At 55.2% G+C, this 17,069-nt stretch carries 10 protein-coding genes; 3 read left to right on the forward strand and 7 right to left on the reverse strand.

Annotated elements, in window-relative coordinates; genetic code table 11:
• Window positions 1–43: 43 nt before the first annotated feature.
• Window positions 44–529, reverse strand: a complete 486-nt coding sequence (locus HPT27_RS01320; RefSeq protein ID WP_172237836.1) for a disulfide bond formation protein B — start codon at window positions 527–529, stop codon at window positions 44–46.
• Window positions 530–709: 180 nt separating this feature from the next.
• Between HPT27_RS01320 and HPT27_RS01325 the strand changes: the two genes are divergently transcribed.
• Complete coding sequence (locus tag HPT27_RS01325; protein WP_172237839.1) at window positions 710–928, forward strand: hypothetical protein; 219 nt, start codon at window positions 710–712, stop codon at window positions 926–928.
• 528 nt (window positions 929–1,456) lie between these two features.
• Here the strand turns inward: HPT27_RS01325 and HPT27_RS01330 are convergent.
• The gene (locus HPT27_RS01330; RefSeq protein WP_172237842.1) at window positions 1,457–3,781 is read right to left on the reverse strand and encodes a Tex family protein; all 2,325 of its coding nucleotides are present in this window, start codon (window positions 3,779–3,781) and stop codon (window positions 1,457–1,459) included.
• A 245-nt stretch (window positions 3,782–4,026) separates the two neighbouring features.
• Window positions 4,027–4,515, reverse strand: a complete 489-nt coding sequence (locus HPT27_RS01335) for a DUF4442 domain-containing protein (protein WP_407950661.1) — start codon at window positions 4,513–4,515, stop codon at window positions 4,027–4,029.
• Between the two features lie 191 nt (window positions 4,516–4,706).
• Between HPT27_RS01335 and ompR the strand changes: the two genes are divergently transcribed.
• The gene (ompR, locus tag HPT27_RS01340) at window positions 4,707–5,438 is read left to right on the forward strand and encodes an osmolarity response regulator transcription factor OmpR (protein ID WP_172237845.1); all 732 of its coding nucleotides are present in this window, start codon (window positions 4,707–4,709) and stop codon (window positions 5,436–5,438) included.
• Between the two features lie 210 nt (window positions 5,439–5,648).
• Complete coding sequence (envZ, locus tag HPT27_RS01345) at window positions 5,649–6,938, forward strand: two-component system sensor histidine kinase EnvZ (RefSeq protein ID WP_172237849.1); 1,290 nt, start codon at window positions 5,649–5,651, stop codon at window positions 6,936–6,938.
• 140 nt (window positions 6,939–7,078) lie between these two features.
• On the opposite strand, the gene HPT27_RS01350 is transcribed toward envZ, so the two are convergent.
• The 4 genes from HPT27_RS01350 to HPT27_RS01365 form a co-directional block, all read right to left on the reverse strand.
• Window positions 7,079–7,546 carry a hypothetical protein gene (locus tag HPT27_RS01350; protein WP_172237852.1) on the reverse strand — a complete coding sequence of 156 codons (468 nt, stop codon included), beginning with the start codon at window positions 7,544–7,546 and terminating at the stop codon, window positions 7,079–7,081.
• A gap of 301 nt (window positions 7,547–7,847) precedes the next feature.
• On the reverse strand, window positions 7,848–8,225 hold the full coding sequence (locus tag HPT27_RS01355; RefSeq protein WP_172237855.1) for a hypothetical protein: 378 nt from the start codon (window positions 8,223–8,225) through the stop codon (window positions 7,848–7,850).
• Window positions 8,226–8,684: 459 nt separating this feature from the next.
• A complete protein-coding gene (locus tag HPT27_RS01360) occupies window positions 8,685–9,065 on the reverse strand; it encodes a hypothetical protein (protein ID WP_172237858.1) in 381 nt (126 codons plus the stop codon).
• A gap of 8 nt (window positions 9,066–9,073) precedes the next feature.
• Window positions 9,074–17,059 carry an FG-GAP-like repeat-containing protein gene (locus tag HPT27_RS01365; protein ID WP_172237861.1) on the reverse strand — a complete coding sequence of 2,662 codons (7,986 nt, stop codon included), beginning with the start codon at window positions 17,057–17,059 and terminating at the stop codon, window positions 9,074–9,076.
• Between the last annotated feature and the right edge of the window lie 10 nt (window positions 17,060–17,069).

Raw genomic sequence — 17,069 nt, forward strand, 5'->3', positions numbered from 1 at the left:
GCAGCCAGCAGCTGCGATTTTTTTCGGGTAACCGCGACGCGCGTTATTTGCGCAGCGCCCGCCACAGGAACATCAGCGCAAACAAGCTAAATGCCACCAGCATCCACGCGCCCATCGAAAAGCCCAGCAGGGTCCAGTCGACCTTGGCGCAATCGCCGCTGCCTTTGAGCAGCTCGGCCAGAATCTCGTTGGCCGAAAACACGTCCATCATGTATTCCAGGCTCGGACCGCAGGCCGGAATATCCGCCGGTGGCAGCGACTGCAGCCAGACCTGGCGGCCAGCCGCGGCGACACCGGCCAGACTGATCAGCACGCCGATGCCATTGACCAGCTTGGCCATCAGCGTGCCCGGCTTGGCATTGATGGCCGCCAAGACCAGAAACCAGACCGCCAGCGCGAACACCACGACCCGCTGGATGATGCAGAGCGGGCACGGGTTCAGGCCGACAACATATTGAAAGTAATAGGCTGCAATCAGCAGCTCATGACAAAAGAAGGCCAACAAAAGATTGAAAGTACGTCCGTGCATGGCGAATGTCTTACACGCTGGAGGGCGAAAGGACTGCCACTCTAGCGGTTCCGGCCGGCGATGCAAACGCCGTTCAAGGTGCTACAACTAGCCCAAGGTCTGGAAATCTTGCGAGCAGTCGCCGGCACGCATGCAGAAACCGAGCGAATCTCGACGGATTGGGATCCTACGGAGGCCATCATGCTGATACCGAAACCCGTTTACGAAGCACTGCCCTATGTCTATGTCGGTTTTGGCCTGATGGCCTTGGCCATGATTGAATCCGGCGTCCGCTTCATCCCCGGCGCCCTGTTGATCGTCGCCGGCCTCATCGTGCTGAACCAGCGCTTCAGCTACCGGCAGGAAGAAGCCATCCGCGCCCGCCGCAAGCAGAGCCGCAAAGTGCGGCGGCACGCATAGATTTGTTTGCGCAGGCACGCCTGAATTTACCTGCGCAGGCATGCTTGGATTTGTCTGCAACGGCATGACTGCATCGGCCTGCGCCGGAGCCGCTGAGTTGATCTGTGAAATCAGATGGGGAAGTGCCGAGAGCACCGGCTGACAAACTTGTCCGGCGCGATTGACTGAAATCGAACGCGCCAATTTCGTGGCAGCGCATTTCGGTCAGCGGAGAATTTTTTCTTCCTTCCCACTTTTCTTCAGGCAAATAAAAAGCCCCTTTTAACGGGGGCTTCGGAAGTTTTCCAGTCTGCAGGGCTTCGTGTCCTCGAAGCTTCTTTGTGTCGCTAGCGACGGTTTTATAACACCGCAATTTTTGCTGCGCAAACTTTTTTTACAGTTTTCTGAACTCTCCACTTTTGCCGATCACGACCGCGATCCATTTTGGTCACTGCGCGGCGCGTCGGTTCGGCCTGATTGTCCGCATAGCGCACAATATGCTGCAACGCGACATAGCTGCTCGCGCTGCAGCGGGCCGGCACGATCGGCTTATTTTTTCTTCATGGCATCGGCCAGCAACGCACCAAAGCCGCCAACCGAAGCCGGCTTGTCCTGCTTGGGCTTGCTGCTGAAGCTGGTCGGCTGCTTGCCGCCGCCGCTCTTCGGCGTGGCACCCGTGCCGCCCTGGGCAATGATGCTGAGCGCGTCCGAGCGCAGCGACAGCGCGATCCGCTTGCGCGGAATGTCCACTTCCATGACGGTCACTTTGACCACGTCGCCGGCTTTCACGGCCTCACGCGGATCCTTGATGAAGCGATCGGCTAACTGGGAAATGTGTGCCAGTCCATCCTGGTGCACGCCGATGTCGATGAAGGCACCAAAATCGGTGACGTTGGTAACCGAACCTTCCAGCTGCATGCCGACTTTCAAATCGCTGAGGTTCTCGACCCCGTCCTTGAAGGTGGCGGTCTTGAATTCACCGCGCGGATCGCGGCCCGGCTTTTCCAGTTCGGTAACGATGTCGGTAACGGTCGGCGCGCCGAATTTCTCGTCGGTGTATTCGGTCACTTTCAGTGTGCGCAGGAAGCTGACATTGCCCATCACTTCCTTGATCGAGTTCTTGCCAGCCTTGGCCAGAATCTTCTCGACCACCGGATAGGCTTCCGGGTGCACGGCCGAGGCATCGAGCGGATTGTCACCACCGATCACGCGCAGGAAGCCGGCAGCTTGTTCAAAGGTACGCTCACCAAGCCGATCCACTTTCAGCAAATCGGCGCGCGATTTGAAACGGCCATTCTTGTCGCGGAAGGCGACGATATTGCTCGCCAGCGTCCGGTTCAGGCCCGACACTTTCGCCAGCAGCGGTACGGAAGCGGTATTCACATCGACGCCAACCGCGTTGACGCAATCCTCGACCACCGAATCGAGCATCTTGGCCAATTGCGCTTGCGAGACGTCGTGCTGGTACTGGCCAACGCCGATTGATTTCGGATCGATCTTGACCAACTCGGCCAGCGGGTCCTGCAAGCGACGGGCAATCGACACCGCGCCACGATACGACACATCCAGATCCGGAAATTCGTTCGCTGCCAGTTCCGAGGCCGAATAGACCGAGGCGCCGGCTTCGCTGACCACGACCTTGGTCGCTTTGATCTCCGGATGATTCTTCAGCAGCTCGCCGGCCAGCTTGTCGGTTTCGCGCGAGGCGGTGCCGTTGCCGATGCTGATGAGGCCGACATTGAATTTGGCGCACAGCAAATACAGCTGCTTCAGCGAGCTGTTCCATTCGTTCTGCGGCTGGTGCGGATAAATGACGGAATAGTGCAGCAGTTTGCCGGTGTCATCGACGACCACGCATTTGACGCCGGTGCGCAGGCCCGGATCGAGGCCCATGGTGGTCTTGGCGCCGGCCGGCGCCGCCATCAGCAGATCGCGCAGGTTGCTGGCGAATACCCGGATGGCGTCGGCTTCGGCGCGTTCGCGCACGTCATTGAACAATTCGGTTTCGAACTTGGTCGCCAGCTTGATCCGCCAGGTCCACTGCGCGGTTTGCATCAGCCAGGCATCGGCCGGGCGTTTTTTGTCGGCGACATGGACGTGCTCGGCGACCATCATTTCGCAGACGGCATCGGCGCGTTCGCCTTCGGCGACTTGCTGCGGCACCAGCGTCAGCGTCAGCACGCCTTCGTTGCGACCACGGAACAAGGCCAGCGCGCGGTGTGACGGGATTTTGTTGATCTGTTCCGAGAACGCAAAATAATCGCGGAATTTGGCGCCTTCCTGTTCCTTGCCTTCGACCATTTTCGAGGCGACCAGCGCGGTCTGGTTGAGCTTGGTCCGCAGCTTGGCCAACAACGCCGCGTCGTCGGCCCAGTCTTCCATCAAAATGTAACGCGCGCCTTCGAGTGCTGCGGTGACATCGGCCACGCCTTTGTCGGCGTCGACATACTTCGCCGCTTCGGCTTGCGGATCCAGCGACGGCTCACCGTGCAGTGCCAGTGCCAGCGGTTCCAGACCGGCTTCACGGGCGATTTGGCCTTTGGTGCGGCGCTTCGGTTTGTACGGCAGGTACAGATCTTCGAGTTCGGTTTTGTTCTGCACCGTGCGGATCTGGCCTTCCAGTTCCGGGGTCAGCTTGCCTTGGTCGGCAATGCTTTTCAGGATGGCACCACGACGGTCTTCCAGTTCACGCAAATAGCCGAGACGCTCTTCGAGGTTGCGCAGATCGGTATCGGTCAGGCCGCCGGTGACTTCTTTCCGGTAACGAGAAATGAATGGCACGGTGGCGCCTTCGTCGAGCAGAGCGACCGCGGCATTGACCTGCTGCGGACGGACGTTGAGTTCGGCGGCAATGCGCTGCGCGATATCCAGCATGGGAGACAAATCCTTTACGTGCGGGCCGGCATTCGGGAAAAACGCCGATCGTGGGAACCGTTGGTGTTATCGCGTAGGTCGGGTTAGCGGCTTCACCGCGCAACCCGACACATGGTGCCGCAATGGGCGGCGCATGAGACAGGCCAAAGAAATCAAAAGAATTCAAAGACACCTACGCGTTGGATGGGCCGGTCGCGGGCGTTCCAGACGCCCTTGCGACACTTCCCACATCCATTGGGGTCGGATTATAAAGACTCATCACCAGAATCATCAGTCTTGACGGGACGACGATGTTTCTTCAGGCGAACGTAGATGGTCCGGTGCACGCGTGCCACCACCGTGCCGGCAGCATCGGTGATGTCGATGTGAAATTCCGGCAAATGCTTGTCGCCATCGCGGGTCGCCGAGCGAATTTCATCCAATTGGCCGTCGCTGAGCCGGAAGTGCGCGGTCACCGGGCCATTGGCGGCGGTCAGGTAATCGATGCTGGCGGTCTTGTCCCATACCCAGTAATCCTTGCCGAGGTTGTGCAGCAACATCAGCATGTAAAACGGGTCGGTCATCGCGTACAGCGAACCACCGAAGTGGGTGCCGACGTAATTGCGCTTCAGCCGGCCAGCGTTCAGCACCACCTCGACGTGGCGGTAGTCCTTGCTGACATGGCGAACCCTGATCCCGGCGCCACGAAACGGCGACCAGACATTCAGCATCAAACGGAAAAACCAGGCAGGCAACGCAGTTCTCCTTGGCAAGGTTGCTGTTGCGGGCGTCCAAGAAAGGACATAATTTGTAACCAGGCCGCCGGGAATGGCGGCAACGGTTCGCGCAAGCTTATCACTACGGCCGGCAACTGCTCCGATCAGATGCGGTAGCTGCCGCGGCAAGACCGGCTCGCGCCGTACCTGAACCCTCGAGAGACGCCCGCATGCAAACGGAAGAGACCCCCAAAATCCTCGTAGTCGATGATGACCTGCGCCTGCGCAGCCTGCTTGAGCGCTACCTGCGCGAGCAAGGCTATCAAGCCCGCGCGGTCGGCGATGCCGAGCAGATGGACAAGCAGATGCAGCGGGAGAACTACCACCTGATGGTGCTGGATCTGATGCTGCCCGGCGAAGACGGCCTCAGCATCTGCAAGCGCCTGCGCGGCGCCGGCAACAAGATGCCGATCATCATGCTGACTGCCAAAGGCGACGAGGTCGATCGCATCGTCGGGCTCGAACTCGGCGCCGACGACTACCTCGCCAAGCCATTCAATCCGCGCGAACTGCTGGCCCGCATCAAGGCGGTGCTACGCCGGCAGGCCAAAGAAGTGCCGGGCGCACCAAGCACCGAAGAAGTGACCGTCAGCTTTGGCGATTTCGCACTCAATTTGGGCACCCGCGAGCTGCTCCGGCACGGCGAACCGATGGCGCTGACCAGCGGCGAATTTGCGGTGCTGAAAGCACTGGTGCAACACGCCCGACAACCGCTGTCACGCGACAAGCTGATGAACCTCGCCCGCGGTCGCGATTACTCGGCGCTGGAGCGCTCGATTGACGTGCAAGTGTCGCGCTTGCGCCGCTTAATCGAAGTCGACCCGCAGCGGCCGCGCTATATCCAAACCGTCTGGGGCGTCGGTTATGTGTTTGTCCCGGATGGTGCCGGTGGCGGCAGCTAAACGGATTCCCCTCTCCCACCGGGAGAGGGGCAGGGGTGAGGGCAGTGAGCATTGCAGTTTTCTTCGCCGCTTTTGCAGCTTTGCTGAGCGGCCTGTGTAAAACCGCTTGCACGAAGCCTTTTGCCACACTGACTCGCGTTTGCCAGCCCCCTCATCCCTAACCTTCTCCCCGAGGGAGAAGGAGAAAAGCTAAGAGAACTCATCGCGTCCATGCGACTACTTCCCAAAAGCACCTTCGGGCGCATTGCGCTATTGATCGGCGGCCTGCTGCTGATCAACCAGTTCATCTCGTATTACTCGGTATCGATTTACATCGTTCAGCCCTTTGTCCGCCAAGTGATGCATCTTGTGGCCATGCAGGTGAAGGTGCACGCCATCGGCGATACCACGCCGCTGTCACCGGAACTGGCCGAGCGCTACAAGCAAGCCACCCATATCGAAACGCTCAATACCGTCGCTGCCAATGCCCGTGGACTTGGCAATGCCGTGCTGTACAAATCGCTGACCGACGAATTGAACCGGCAATTGAATGGCCCGATTCCGAGTGAAGTGCGCATCGAAGAAAGCGACGGACTCTGGCTCTGGGTGCGCTCGCCGTACAAGGAAGATGTCTGGCTGCGCTTGCCGATGCCGCTGTTTGATTCGGTGTATCCGCCGCCGCTGGTGATTTATCTGTCGGTGATTTCGCTGTTGTCCTTGCTCGGTGGCTGGGTGTTTGCCCGGCAGATCTCGCGGCCACTGCGGCGACTGGAATTTGCCGCCCGCGAACTCGGCCGTGGCGACGCGCCCGGCGCATTGAAAGAAACCGGCACCCAGGAATTGATCGCGGTGACGCGGGCGTTCAACCAGATGGCGCGCGACATTCATCAGCTCGAACAAGACCGCACCATGCTGCTGGCCGGCATCTCGCACGATCTGCGCACCCCGCTGACCCGGATTCGGTTGTCCAGCGAATTTCTGCCGGATGAATACGAAGATTTGCGCGAAGGCATCGTTCGCGACACCGAAGACATGGACGAGATCATCGCGCAGTTCATTTCGTTCGTCCGCGATGGCCGCGACGAGCGCTCCGAGCCCGGCGATCTGAACGCACTAGCGCGCATGGCCGGTGAAGCCGCGACCGTCAACGAAGGCGATGTCCGGTTCGATCTCGGCGACATTCCACCGGTGCCGTTCAAAGCACTGGCAATGAAACGGCTGGTCCGCAACCTGATCGAAAACGCCCTGCGCTATGCCGGCCCGCCGGTCACCATCCGCACCCGCATCGAAGAAACCTTTGTCGTGCTGTCGGTAATGGATCAAGGCCCCGGCATCAACGAAGGCGATATCCCACGGCTGTTCCAACCGTTCACCCGCGGCGACTCGGCGCGCGGTGGCCGCGGCACCGGTCTTGGCCTTGCCATCGTCAAACGCATCGCCGAAATGCACAAAGCGCGCATCTCACTGCACAACCGGCCGGAAGGCGGCTTGGAAGCACGCTTGCGCATTCCATTTGTTTGATATCGCACCGTCGTCAGGTCAGTACTGGTCGTTCTGGCAAACGCACCCGCATAAAGTGCACGAAGCACCACAATCGACGTTTCTGAATTGAATCGAAAAAGAAAAGGGCAGCGTAAGCTGCCCTTTTCTTTTCCAAATACTCAATAGCCACTATTACTCTTCGGTGCCCGACTCGGACTGCGATAACCATCCGACTTGCCATCACCGGCGGTGCGATTGGCTGACGCGGTCGCCCCGACCACCGTAACGCCACCACCCTTTGCTGCCGGTGCTGAGCGTGCGGCTTGTGCTTGCGCCAAGGTGTCGGCGCGGACTTTCTGGCCACTCGCGAGCGTTGCCGCGGTCCGCTCATCGCGATACAGATGCACGACATCGTCATGCGCACCGCAGGGCCGTTGCTGAAAGCTGGATACCCCGTTGTGTTGGCAGTGGTAGATCACCGAGGTGGCGGCGCTGACCGGTTGCGCACCACTGCTGCATGGCGTGTTCGACACCACCAGAATACCGCCGACCTGACACTGCCAGGATTGCTGCACCGGCAGCTCGGCCGAAGCGGTAGCAGGCCCAAAAAGAGCAGCAAGCACTATCAGCAACGCAAAGCGATACATGGCAAACACTCCCTCTCACTCGTCCGTCGGACGAATTCCCTTCAAGGAGTGTACGGCGACCCGCCGGCGGCCAACGCATCAACTAGTTATCAGGAGCAAATCGTTGACCACCTCTCGACCTAATGGTCGCCGCCGGAGTACGCGGTTTGGCAAGGATAGCCATTTGCACACCAAACAATGAAGGCCGATCAATGGGCGAGCTCGAGGCAATGCCAGATTGCTAATCTCTGCTCGCCTTTTTTGAATAGTCGAGCCGAGCAGCACGACTTGCAATTGCGCAGCTTGTGACTGCGTCCGATCTTTACGGCTGCGCCAGCCAGATCCGATCTAACTTCATGTAGCCGCTAACCGTTCCCCGCATCTGTATAGTGATCGGGCGGCCTGTAGCTTGGGCACTGAGCGCGGTGGAATAAAAGAGATGGGCAAAATCGGCATTGTCCGACACAAGAAACGCAGCGGCGTCACCATTGCTGACAGTTATACCAACTTGCGCAGCGGCGGTGGTAACAGAGCCGGTATCAAAGGAAATCAAGATAAGATTGGCAGAATTGATATAAATCGACTTTACCTTACCGGTATAGCTGCAATAGGGGCCACTGCCAGTCGTAGCACAGGTTGGCTGATCGGCCATTACTCGTCCTGCAAACAAACTCAACAGTACAATTAGCAAATACTTCATAAATCCCCCACTGTATTTCGAAACCAAAATATGGTCGCAACCGCGCTTTGACACAGCGAGCCCCCATCAAGAAGGCTTACCAAATCCTCTTTTCCCAGAGCAGGGAAGCAATCTATGCGTAAGATTACGCTGCGCTACTCGTTCCTACACGAGCTACTGCTATCCTGTATTTGTCGCAGAAGGTCGGGGCGCACCCCAAGCCCTGAGTTCCTTACACGCAACTCAGGTCAATTAGTCAGAGTCAAATGGCTCTGTCCCTTATCGCCGTAAGTACTTGTGTGAACGCATAAATCGATTCTGACCCCAATTACTGACCGTGCAACACACGCTCTGTCCCGTTCGTCCAGTTACACTTCGTTAGCTGTAAATTTGAGGGCCCTGACCCCTTAAATCCGTTTTGAAATCCGTATTGCATTCATCCCCTGGATTACGCTCCGCCAATCGAAGCTACTGGGCCTATCAATTGCATTTATTTTCCACGCCCTCTTTGGATAGATATGCTTTGCTATTAACAAATACAACATCGTCGCTATTTGACCAGACATTCATTTTACGATGCACATAACAGATGCCGGCTAGACGCTTTACATCCACATCATCCAGATCGAATTTCATCGCACTCAACTGATTTATGACAAAAAATGCATGATACAGGAGTGGCTGAGCGGAACTCTTGAAACTTGACTCGTCTTTTTCTAAAAGCGCTAGGACATCTGCGGAATGCTCAATATCGACAAGCATCATCTTTGCAATAGCAACGCTGGCTCGTTTTTCCTGAAACAGCCAAACAGATACCCCTGTCGTAAAGAGCAATACCACAACAATCAACGCACGGAACATAGTTTTTCCTACTGCATAAATGGGTTATCGCCATCAAAGCCTTGGGCTGACCTGCCATGCAGGTACCCATGGCCAAATTCACTCTCGAAGCCACGCTCATTTACATACTGTGTGCCCTGCGTAATGATCTTCAGCAGCTCCCGTTGAGCATCAACTGATCCAACCAACTCGGTCATACCGTTGCCGTCGAAATATAAACCCAGCAATGGGCCGACCACCGGAATGGAATCTGCAACAAAACCCTCCGCCGGATTGCTGTGTAAGCCATTTACAATATTGCTATATCTCTGCTGCGCGGACTCTCTGGCACCGGACTCGAACGTTGTCCAAAAGTGTTCAATCCAATCATCTGGCACCATCCCCTCATCCCAAAAATCGGCACTGTATTTAGCGAGAAACTCTCTAAACATATCAGCTTCCTGATTGTATCCCTTGGCTTCCATTGTCATTAGGGCATATTTGAGCTCGTCCGCCATTGTTCGGTGCTCTTCATGATTGAAATTCCATGCAAAAGCTGCACTAACGGCTCCATTTGCGAACTTCCCACCAGTTAGCTCAGATGCAGTGCCACCAATTACTGCCGCCACTGTGGTACGGGCGGCACGATAACCTAGACCATTACCGCCCAAACCCCATTCGATAAGCGGTGCTGAAGCTTCAGTTACCCCCGCGCTCGCAAACCCGTCACCGAACTTGCCACCCTGGACGTAGGACATAACACCACCTGCCATACCGTGAGCGCCAACCTTAGCAAGATAGCCCGTCCAACTTAAGTTTCCACCAAAAGCACCTTTACCAGCGGCATCAGCTCGCCACCAACTGCTACCGTATTTTCCACCACTGAATGCATCACCAATTGCATTAAACATCTGCGCTGAGATGTAAGCAGTTATCCCGGCTTCGACACCCGCAAACATCGCGTCGCCCCGACTTGCACCATGGGCGCGAGCATTGTCATAAGTGCCACGGCCATAGCAGACATAATAGGCAGGGCCACACATGAACGAAGCCACGCTGACAAACATCTGTGAGTGTTCGGGGCTCCAATTTCGCATCATTGCGCGGACTGGATTTCGTAGCCACTCACTCATGAACCCAGTGGGATCGGTGCCATTGAGTGGGTTATTCAGCAGGTAGCTGTAGCGGTTCAAACTCTGCGAACTTTTTGGCGCCTGAATATAGGGATCTGCTTGCAGGAAGCGACCCAGTTTGGGGTCATACATGCGGCCGTTCATGTGAATCAGGCCCAGCTCGTCCACCATCTCATGACCGGTGTAGCCATGGAACGTTTTGGCGTCGCTACGGGGGCTCATCAAGCGCATGCCGGACAACAGGGAGCTACTGAAGTCTCCGGCCCGTATCGACCAGCTGCTTGCCTGGCGCTGATTGCCAAACGCATCGAACGAGAAGGATTGCACCGTATTGGTATTGCCAGTGCAGTCCAGGATCACATCGGTAGACCCCAGATGGTCCTTGAGGATATAGCTCGGGTTGCCGTTAGTTACGATGCCATTGGGAATCGCTCTTCTGTATTCCGTAGTGCCTGCCTTCTTGACGATTTCAACATTGCCAATAAAGTAGGTGGTCGTTACATCGCTACCGACGGTATCCGTTCGCTTGTAACGGGCGCCGCTTATAGCGTAGCTATAACGGGTAGTGTGCCCATTAGTGCCGGCAATCTCGGTCGGCAGGTCAAAGGTATTGGCATATGTCAGTGCGCGGCCATTGCCAGCAACTTGATTGCCGTTGGCATCGTAGCAATAACTTTTGCCAGCTGCGTTACTGACCGCGTGGGGCCCGGGTTTGACATGCGCTGTCTGTGTGCAGCTACTTTCCTTGTTTTCATACGTATAGCTTCCGACCACGTCACTCTTGGTCTGAATATTGCCCTCGCCGGCCGGGTCAAAAGTAAGTGTCATCAGCTTGCTGGCGTCAGTACCGCCGTCGCGGGCGTCGGCAGAGAACAGGCGATTCATGACATCGTAGTCAAACACCTCTGTCAGGTTTTTCCCTAACGAGGTGTCGGTACGACGCTTCAGATTGCCAAGTCCATCCCACTGGTAATACAGATTCTGGATGGAGCTACCGCTACGTTTGGTTTCGATACGTTCCAGCAAGCCCGTGTCGGCATAATAGCTGCGCTTGATACGGGCGCCGTTGCCTAGCGTCTCCTGGGTAACATTGCCCTTAGCGTCCATCTCTTCAATACGCTGGAAGACAATGCTACTGTTGTCGGCATCCTGCACTTCGTAAACATACCCTGACATGTTCCGGACATAGCGCAGCCCTTTATTGGTAAGGTCGCGTTGCACGGCAACTCGGCCAATAGAGTCGTACTCCGTGCGCTCGCTATAGTCAACGCCATCGATACGCGTTGTCACAACTCCTGGACGACCCAGCGCATCCGGCGTGTAAGTCCGGGAGAAGCCAGCCACCGAGTCCAGCTCCGACAAGAGCTGGCCCGCAAGTGAGCTTTGACTGTCGGTATTGTTATAAACCCATACGTGATTGAGCAGCAGCGCCCCTGTATTGCTCTTGTCGATGCGACTCACGGACCGACCGAGGGCGTCATACTTCGTTTCACTGGTGTAGCCACGGGGGTCGGTCTGTTTGGTCAACTCACCTAGCGCGTTGTATTCGTAGCGCCAGCCGGTTTCGCCTCGGATGCCGGGGCTTTTATCGGCGTCCCACATGTAGGTTTTGCGGCCTAGACGGTCGTAGTCCAAATCGCTCTGTAGACCATTGTTCAGCCCAACTTTGTTGACGCGAGAAAGCGTATCAAGGCGACCGGCACCGTCGTAGCTGTAGTAGACAGTATTGCCAGCATTGTCCAAGACTGAATCCAACTCACCGAAGGCATTGTATTTTTCAACGCGAACCTGTCCCAGCTCATTTGTTTGGGTGACCAATAATTTGTCATAGACTTTACGATTGGTGGAGCCATTAGCGTGGCGGACCTCTGTTACCCGGCCCAGTAAGTCATACGTCGTCTTTTCCCATTGCGTTGCGCTACCCAAATTGCTGAAGTACGGCCAACTGGTATGCACCAAGCGCCCAACAATGTTGTACTCGAACAGTGTAGTGATGAAACCATAGGCTGGCTCATTTATCGAGGACACCTGTTCTGCAACGATTCGCCCAAGCAAATCATAGTGCTTAATACCACGACCACCGCTTGCAGAGATCTCGTCTACTCGATATGCCGCGCCGTTTAAACAAGGTTCCGCATTGCTACAGCGAAGTACATTGTTCTCGCTCCAATTTCCGGTAGTGTCGCTGGTCCGCCATGCGCGTCCCATCGTGGTGTACTGAGTTGTCGTGACTATGCCAGTCGCACCTTTTACCCGGGTAGGAAGATAGGTTGCATCGCGAGCCAGAATTTCTTCTGTTATCTGGCCAAAATGATTCTTCTTACGTACTGGGAATCGTCCGCGAGCGTCAAATTCAACGGTAGCGCCACGCTCAATGAACGTCGGATTACTCGCATCTGCTGTGCCAGCACAATTACCTGTCGGTCGTGCCAGATGACAGCTCTGAGTTACCGATCGTGTTTTGTTGCCAAAGCTATCGTACTCGTAATAGGTGCGAAGGTACTCCCGTTCGTTACCGTTCGGCTCAACAATCTCCGCCTTCAGCAGGCGTCTCTTCGCACCATCTGAAACGCCATAATACTCATATGCCGAGCTACGACTTGGCATCGGAACTCCGTTGGTGTCGCTCGCCACGCCAGTCGCGGATAGTCGACCGAAGAACTTACTGTCTACCGTGCTGCCAAATTCGCTTGTGGAGAAAACTCGCCTTTTTCCTTGCAGATAGTCGGTCAGGACATCGTCGTTCTTTATCGTCCAATTGACTGCGCCATTCCCATAATCATCAGGATAGACATGCGTGGCTGTAACGGAAATTAGACTGCCATTTAGATCTTTCGCTTCATCGACCTGCCAATCGGCATAGACAATTGTTCCACCAAGCGCAGCTGGTCTTGTTGCATACGTATTTCTCGCAGACGATATCTCAACACCATTATTCTTTGTTCTCTTTGTTGTTTTTGGCATCCCCGTCAGCGGAAATACCTGCTCGTACTCAGTGGTAGTTGTCACATAGGACGACAAATCCTGCGTCGTAACGGACTCAAAGCCAAGAGTGCCTCGCCCACCAGCTTGTGCTCGTAACCTCCCATATTTGTAGCTAACTTTTGCAACCTGAGAAATCATTCCTGCGCCTGGGTTTCCATAGGTTAGAATCCGGTCACTCCAAACATTGGATACAACAAACATCGGCCCCGTCACATCAAAAAATGGCGATCCATTACCTTTTACCCAGCTGTTCGCTCCTTGGCCTCGAACATAGGAGCTCTCGAATGCCGGCAAACGAGAAAGCGGAGCATAACTAATCGATGTCACGGCATTAGTCCCGAGGGTCTCCACTTTGTTTATCACGTTGGCGGGCGCGTGACCACCCGCAAAAAGATGCATCTGGAGGTGATAGTAATCACCCTGACAATCCACCATGAGCAAATCGCTTCTTCCATCGCCGGTATAGTCGAAGACCATATTTTCACGGTCGTTCAAATCGCCATAGCTAGCAGACATTGCGACGGGGTCAGCGAATGTCCCATCAGCATTTTGGAATTTGACTTGATAATGCCCGGAATTTGGAAAAAGTATGTCAGTGAGCCCGTCTGCGTTCACGTCAACGAACTGCAGATGAAGAAGATTATTCAGCCCTGTAATTTCTTGGGCCGGTAAATACCCAGCACCCGTGCCGAGCTTTTGATAGACCTTCGTACTTGTGTATGCTCTGCCAACCACATCGGTTATGCCATCGCCATTGAGGTCGGGAAAATAGACATAGCCCCGATCCCCCGCGTGACTTTCTTCCGTGCCCATTTCATACCCAATCGAGTATTTTTCATCGTATATAAACGTGATGCTACCGTCCGGCAGCTTTCGCGATAAAAACGCAGCCTTTTGACTGATATAGAGATTTTCGCAAAACAGGGAGCAATTGGGGTCAACGTACCGAGGAAGATAGGGGCAAGTCCCCCCCAAAAGTCCTCTCATATGGACCGTTGCAATAATGTCGAGAGAGCCATCGCCATCAACATCAGCGGTCTGTAGGTATTTATTTGACATGCAAAGCATTTCATCCGGAGGCATGCCATCCAAGCCGCTCGGTGTTGTGAATTTTGGGATCGTAATCGTTTGCAGCGCGCCAAATTTATATGGGGTAGTTCCACCGATTACTCGCTGGAGAGGGGATAAGTGCAGAGCACTACCTATCGAATTGACCTGCAAAAGGTCTGGCAATCCGTCACCGGTGAAATCTCCGAATACAACACCTTGCTTGTTGTATATGGTCACCCCAGTATCGATGCCGGTGGATGAAAAGGCACCGGTACTGGTTGCGGTCAATACTCGCCACTTACCACTTGGATAGATTACATCCTGATAGCCATCACCATTGAAATCAAACGGATACCAATTGCCATCATGTTCGATTGCATCATCAGCACGAATTGATGGTTGCCCGCCGTCAGGGTAATCCATCGTGTAATTACTACCATCCTTTCGGGTAATATAGGACTGCCAATAAAATCTATCGTGCTCAGTTTTTTCAGATAGCCAAGCAAAATCCAGCACGCCATCGCCATTCAGATCAATCGGCTTGCCACCTCGGTAGCGGCTGGATAGTGGAACAGCTGCCTGTGGATACGGCGAAAAATCAGGGTTGATTCGTAGCCAGGAAAACTTCATAGCGGGGAGGCAAGCGCTTTCTCTACACTCTTGGATGTACTCCAGCTGCGATACCGGCGCGGCATTTTGCGGCGCGTAATAGAGATCGTACCGACGAAATTGCTCGACCTCACCTCTGCTCTCGACATAGCTAAGCCGTTTCGCGACTTTAGTCACTGACCCGTAGCTGTACATCTCACGAGCATCATGACGAGCTTCGTAAATGAAGTTAATCCTGCCTGGCGCATTTGCTTCGGTTAGCGCGTACCCGGCGGCATCATTGCCTGTAAACAGAATCGTACGAATGAGATGCTCACCGGATAGCACATTCTTTTGATAGCGATAGTCAATGTAATTTCCTGCGCTGTCCATAAACCGAGCGAGCGCCCAGAACATAGTCTTGTTCGTAGCAACCACCGTCCCCGCAGAATTTCGCTCATTTAGCTCCAGGGTGGTGTCAGAAAAACTGCCGTTAAAATTGCCATAATAGCTAGTCGAACCATCTCTCTGGGTAACAACAAATGAAGACGGGTTTGCCAGCGTCGCGCCAGAGCGCGAGCAGACCGTCACCACCGTACCAGAATAGATTTCGGGCACGAGATAGGTCAACGCTGTGCTGCCGGAGGGGCAAGAACCGATCTGAGCAGCAAGACTTTGATTTGCTGCTATCAACCGCTGACCACCCAAACAATACTTCGCGTCAGTACCAAAACTAAGCGGCAAGTTGGCGCCGTCTGTTTCTTGGGTCGCATTGCAACGAGAAACGGCCGATGTACCTGTAATGGCCCAACCCATGCCGACTGGCCCATTGCCACTCTGACTGCTGTAGGACAAGCCGATTTTGGGACTGACTCCGCCACTGCCGGGTGGAGTAGCAATTGCGACGCTATAGGTGGCGGCACCTGACTCACTCACCCTGAAGCTTCCTCCGGAGCCACCATATTCCGTGGGCGCGGGATCCACGCCTAAAGTTGCACTTTTTGCAGCCGCACGACGTGGCGCCATTGATTTTTCAACCGCATTCGCGCTAGCGGCATTGCTGTGTTTTGGCATCACAGCGGTGCCTGTCTGGGCAGCTCCGATAGCGCTGCTGGCGCTACCAAAGTGCTGAGAGTTACCTTCTTCGTATCGCAGAAATTGATTTCTTGTGAGTAAGCCTAGCTTACGCAGCATTCCCTGCAGACGTGACGCACGCCCCGCATCTGCCAGCAAAACCATCGGAACCAAGTCCCGGTCAGTGAACAGGAGGATAAGATCATCAATTCCGTCGGCATCGAAATCCCCGACTAAAACCTGCTTTAGCTGTTCGAGGTTGGGAATACGTTCGATGATGCGGTCGACGCGGTCGAATTGTGTCCCTGCCGACGGCAGGTAGGCACTTTGCTCGACGGTGTGCGCTGCCAGCAAAAAAACATCGTCTTTGCCGTCGCCATTGAAGTCACCCACCACGACACGATGGCGACCACTGCTCCAGTCCAGATTGAGGTGTTGGGCTGGAATGGTTGTTTGAACGGTGCTGAGCAGCGCGCGACTATCCGAACTAATGACGAGTGCGTTGTCCTGGCCATTGGATGGTTGCGCAAACAGTTCGTAGGTACCGTTTCCGTCAAAGTCACCTGAGGCGAGCGTGGTGCTGTTGATGGCCCAGTCGCGATTCAAATGGTTGTTGTCAAAGTCGAAGGCCAACCGGTCAAAAGTGCCTTTTTCGTTGGCGAGGGCGAGTGCATGCCGGTCTTTGTTGCTGGTGCCTTGCAAGAAGACATCATCGCGGCCGTCGCCGTTGAAATCAGCGGTGATCAAACGGTGGTGAGCGGAATCCCACTGCAGGCCGAGGTACCACGAGCCGATGGTCTGGACTGGCATCCCAAGCCGACCATCTGTATAGGTCTGAATGACGGTTGCCAACGCCAGCGGGTTGTTGCCTTGAACGATGATGTCGGTGCTGGCATCGCCGTTGAAATCGCCCACGGCAAGATGCGCTGCATCACGGTTCCATGCGGTATCGAGAAAGCCGTCCTGCCAACGCTGAATACCGGCCCGCTGTACTGCCGCCAGCACAGAGGAATGCTGTTGTTGCCCACTAAGCCCTTGCCGGATGACATCACTCATCTGGTCACCATCAAAGTCACCGACAATGATGTCATAGAGGCCGCCACCGACAACCTGGTCGGCTGCCGAGGCATGCATGATGGTGGCAAATAACGTAGCTGAAACCAATAGTGGCAACGATTTACGCAGAATTTTTTGGGCGGTGGGCATTTCACAGCAT

This window comes from Permianibacter fluminis, assembly GCF_013179735.1.
In the GTDB taxonomy this organism is placed as follows: domain Bacteria; phylum Pseudomonadota; class Gammaproteobacteria; order Enterobacterales; family Permianibacteraceae; genus Permianibacter; species Permianibacter fluminis.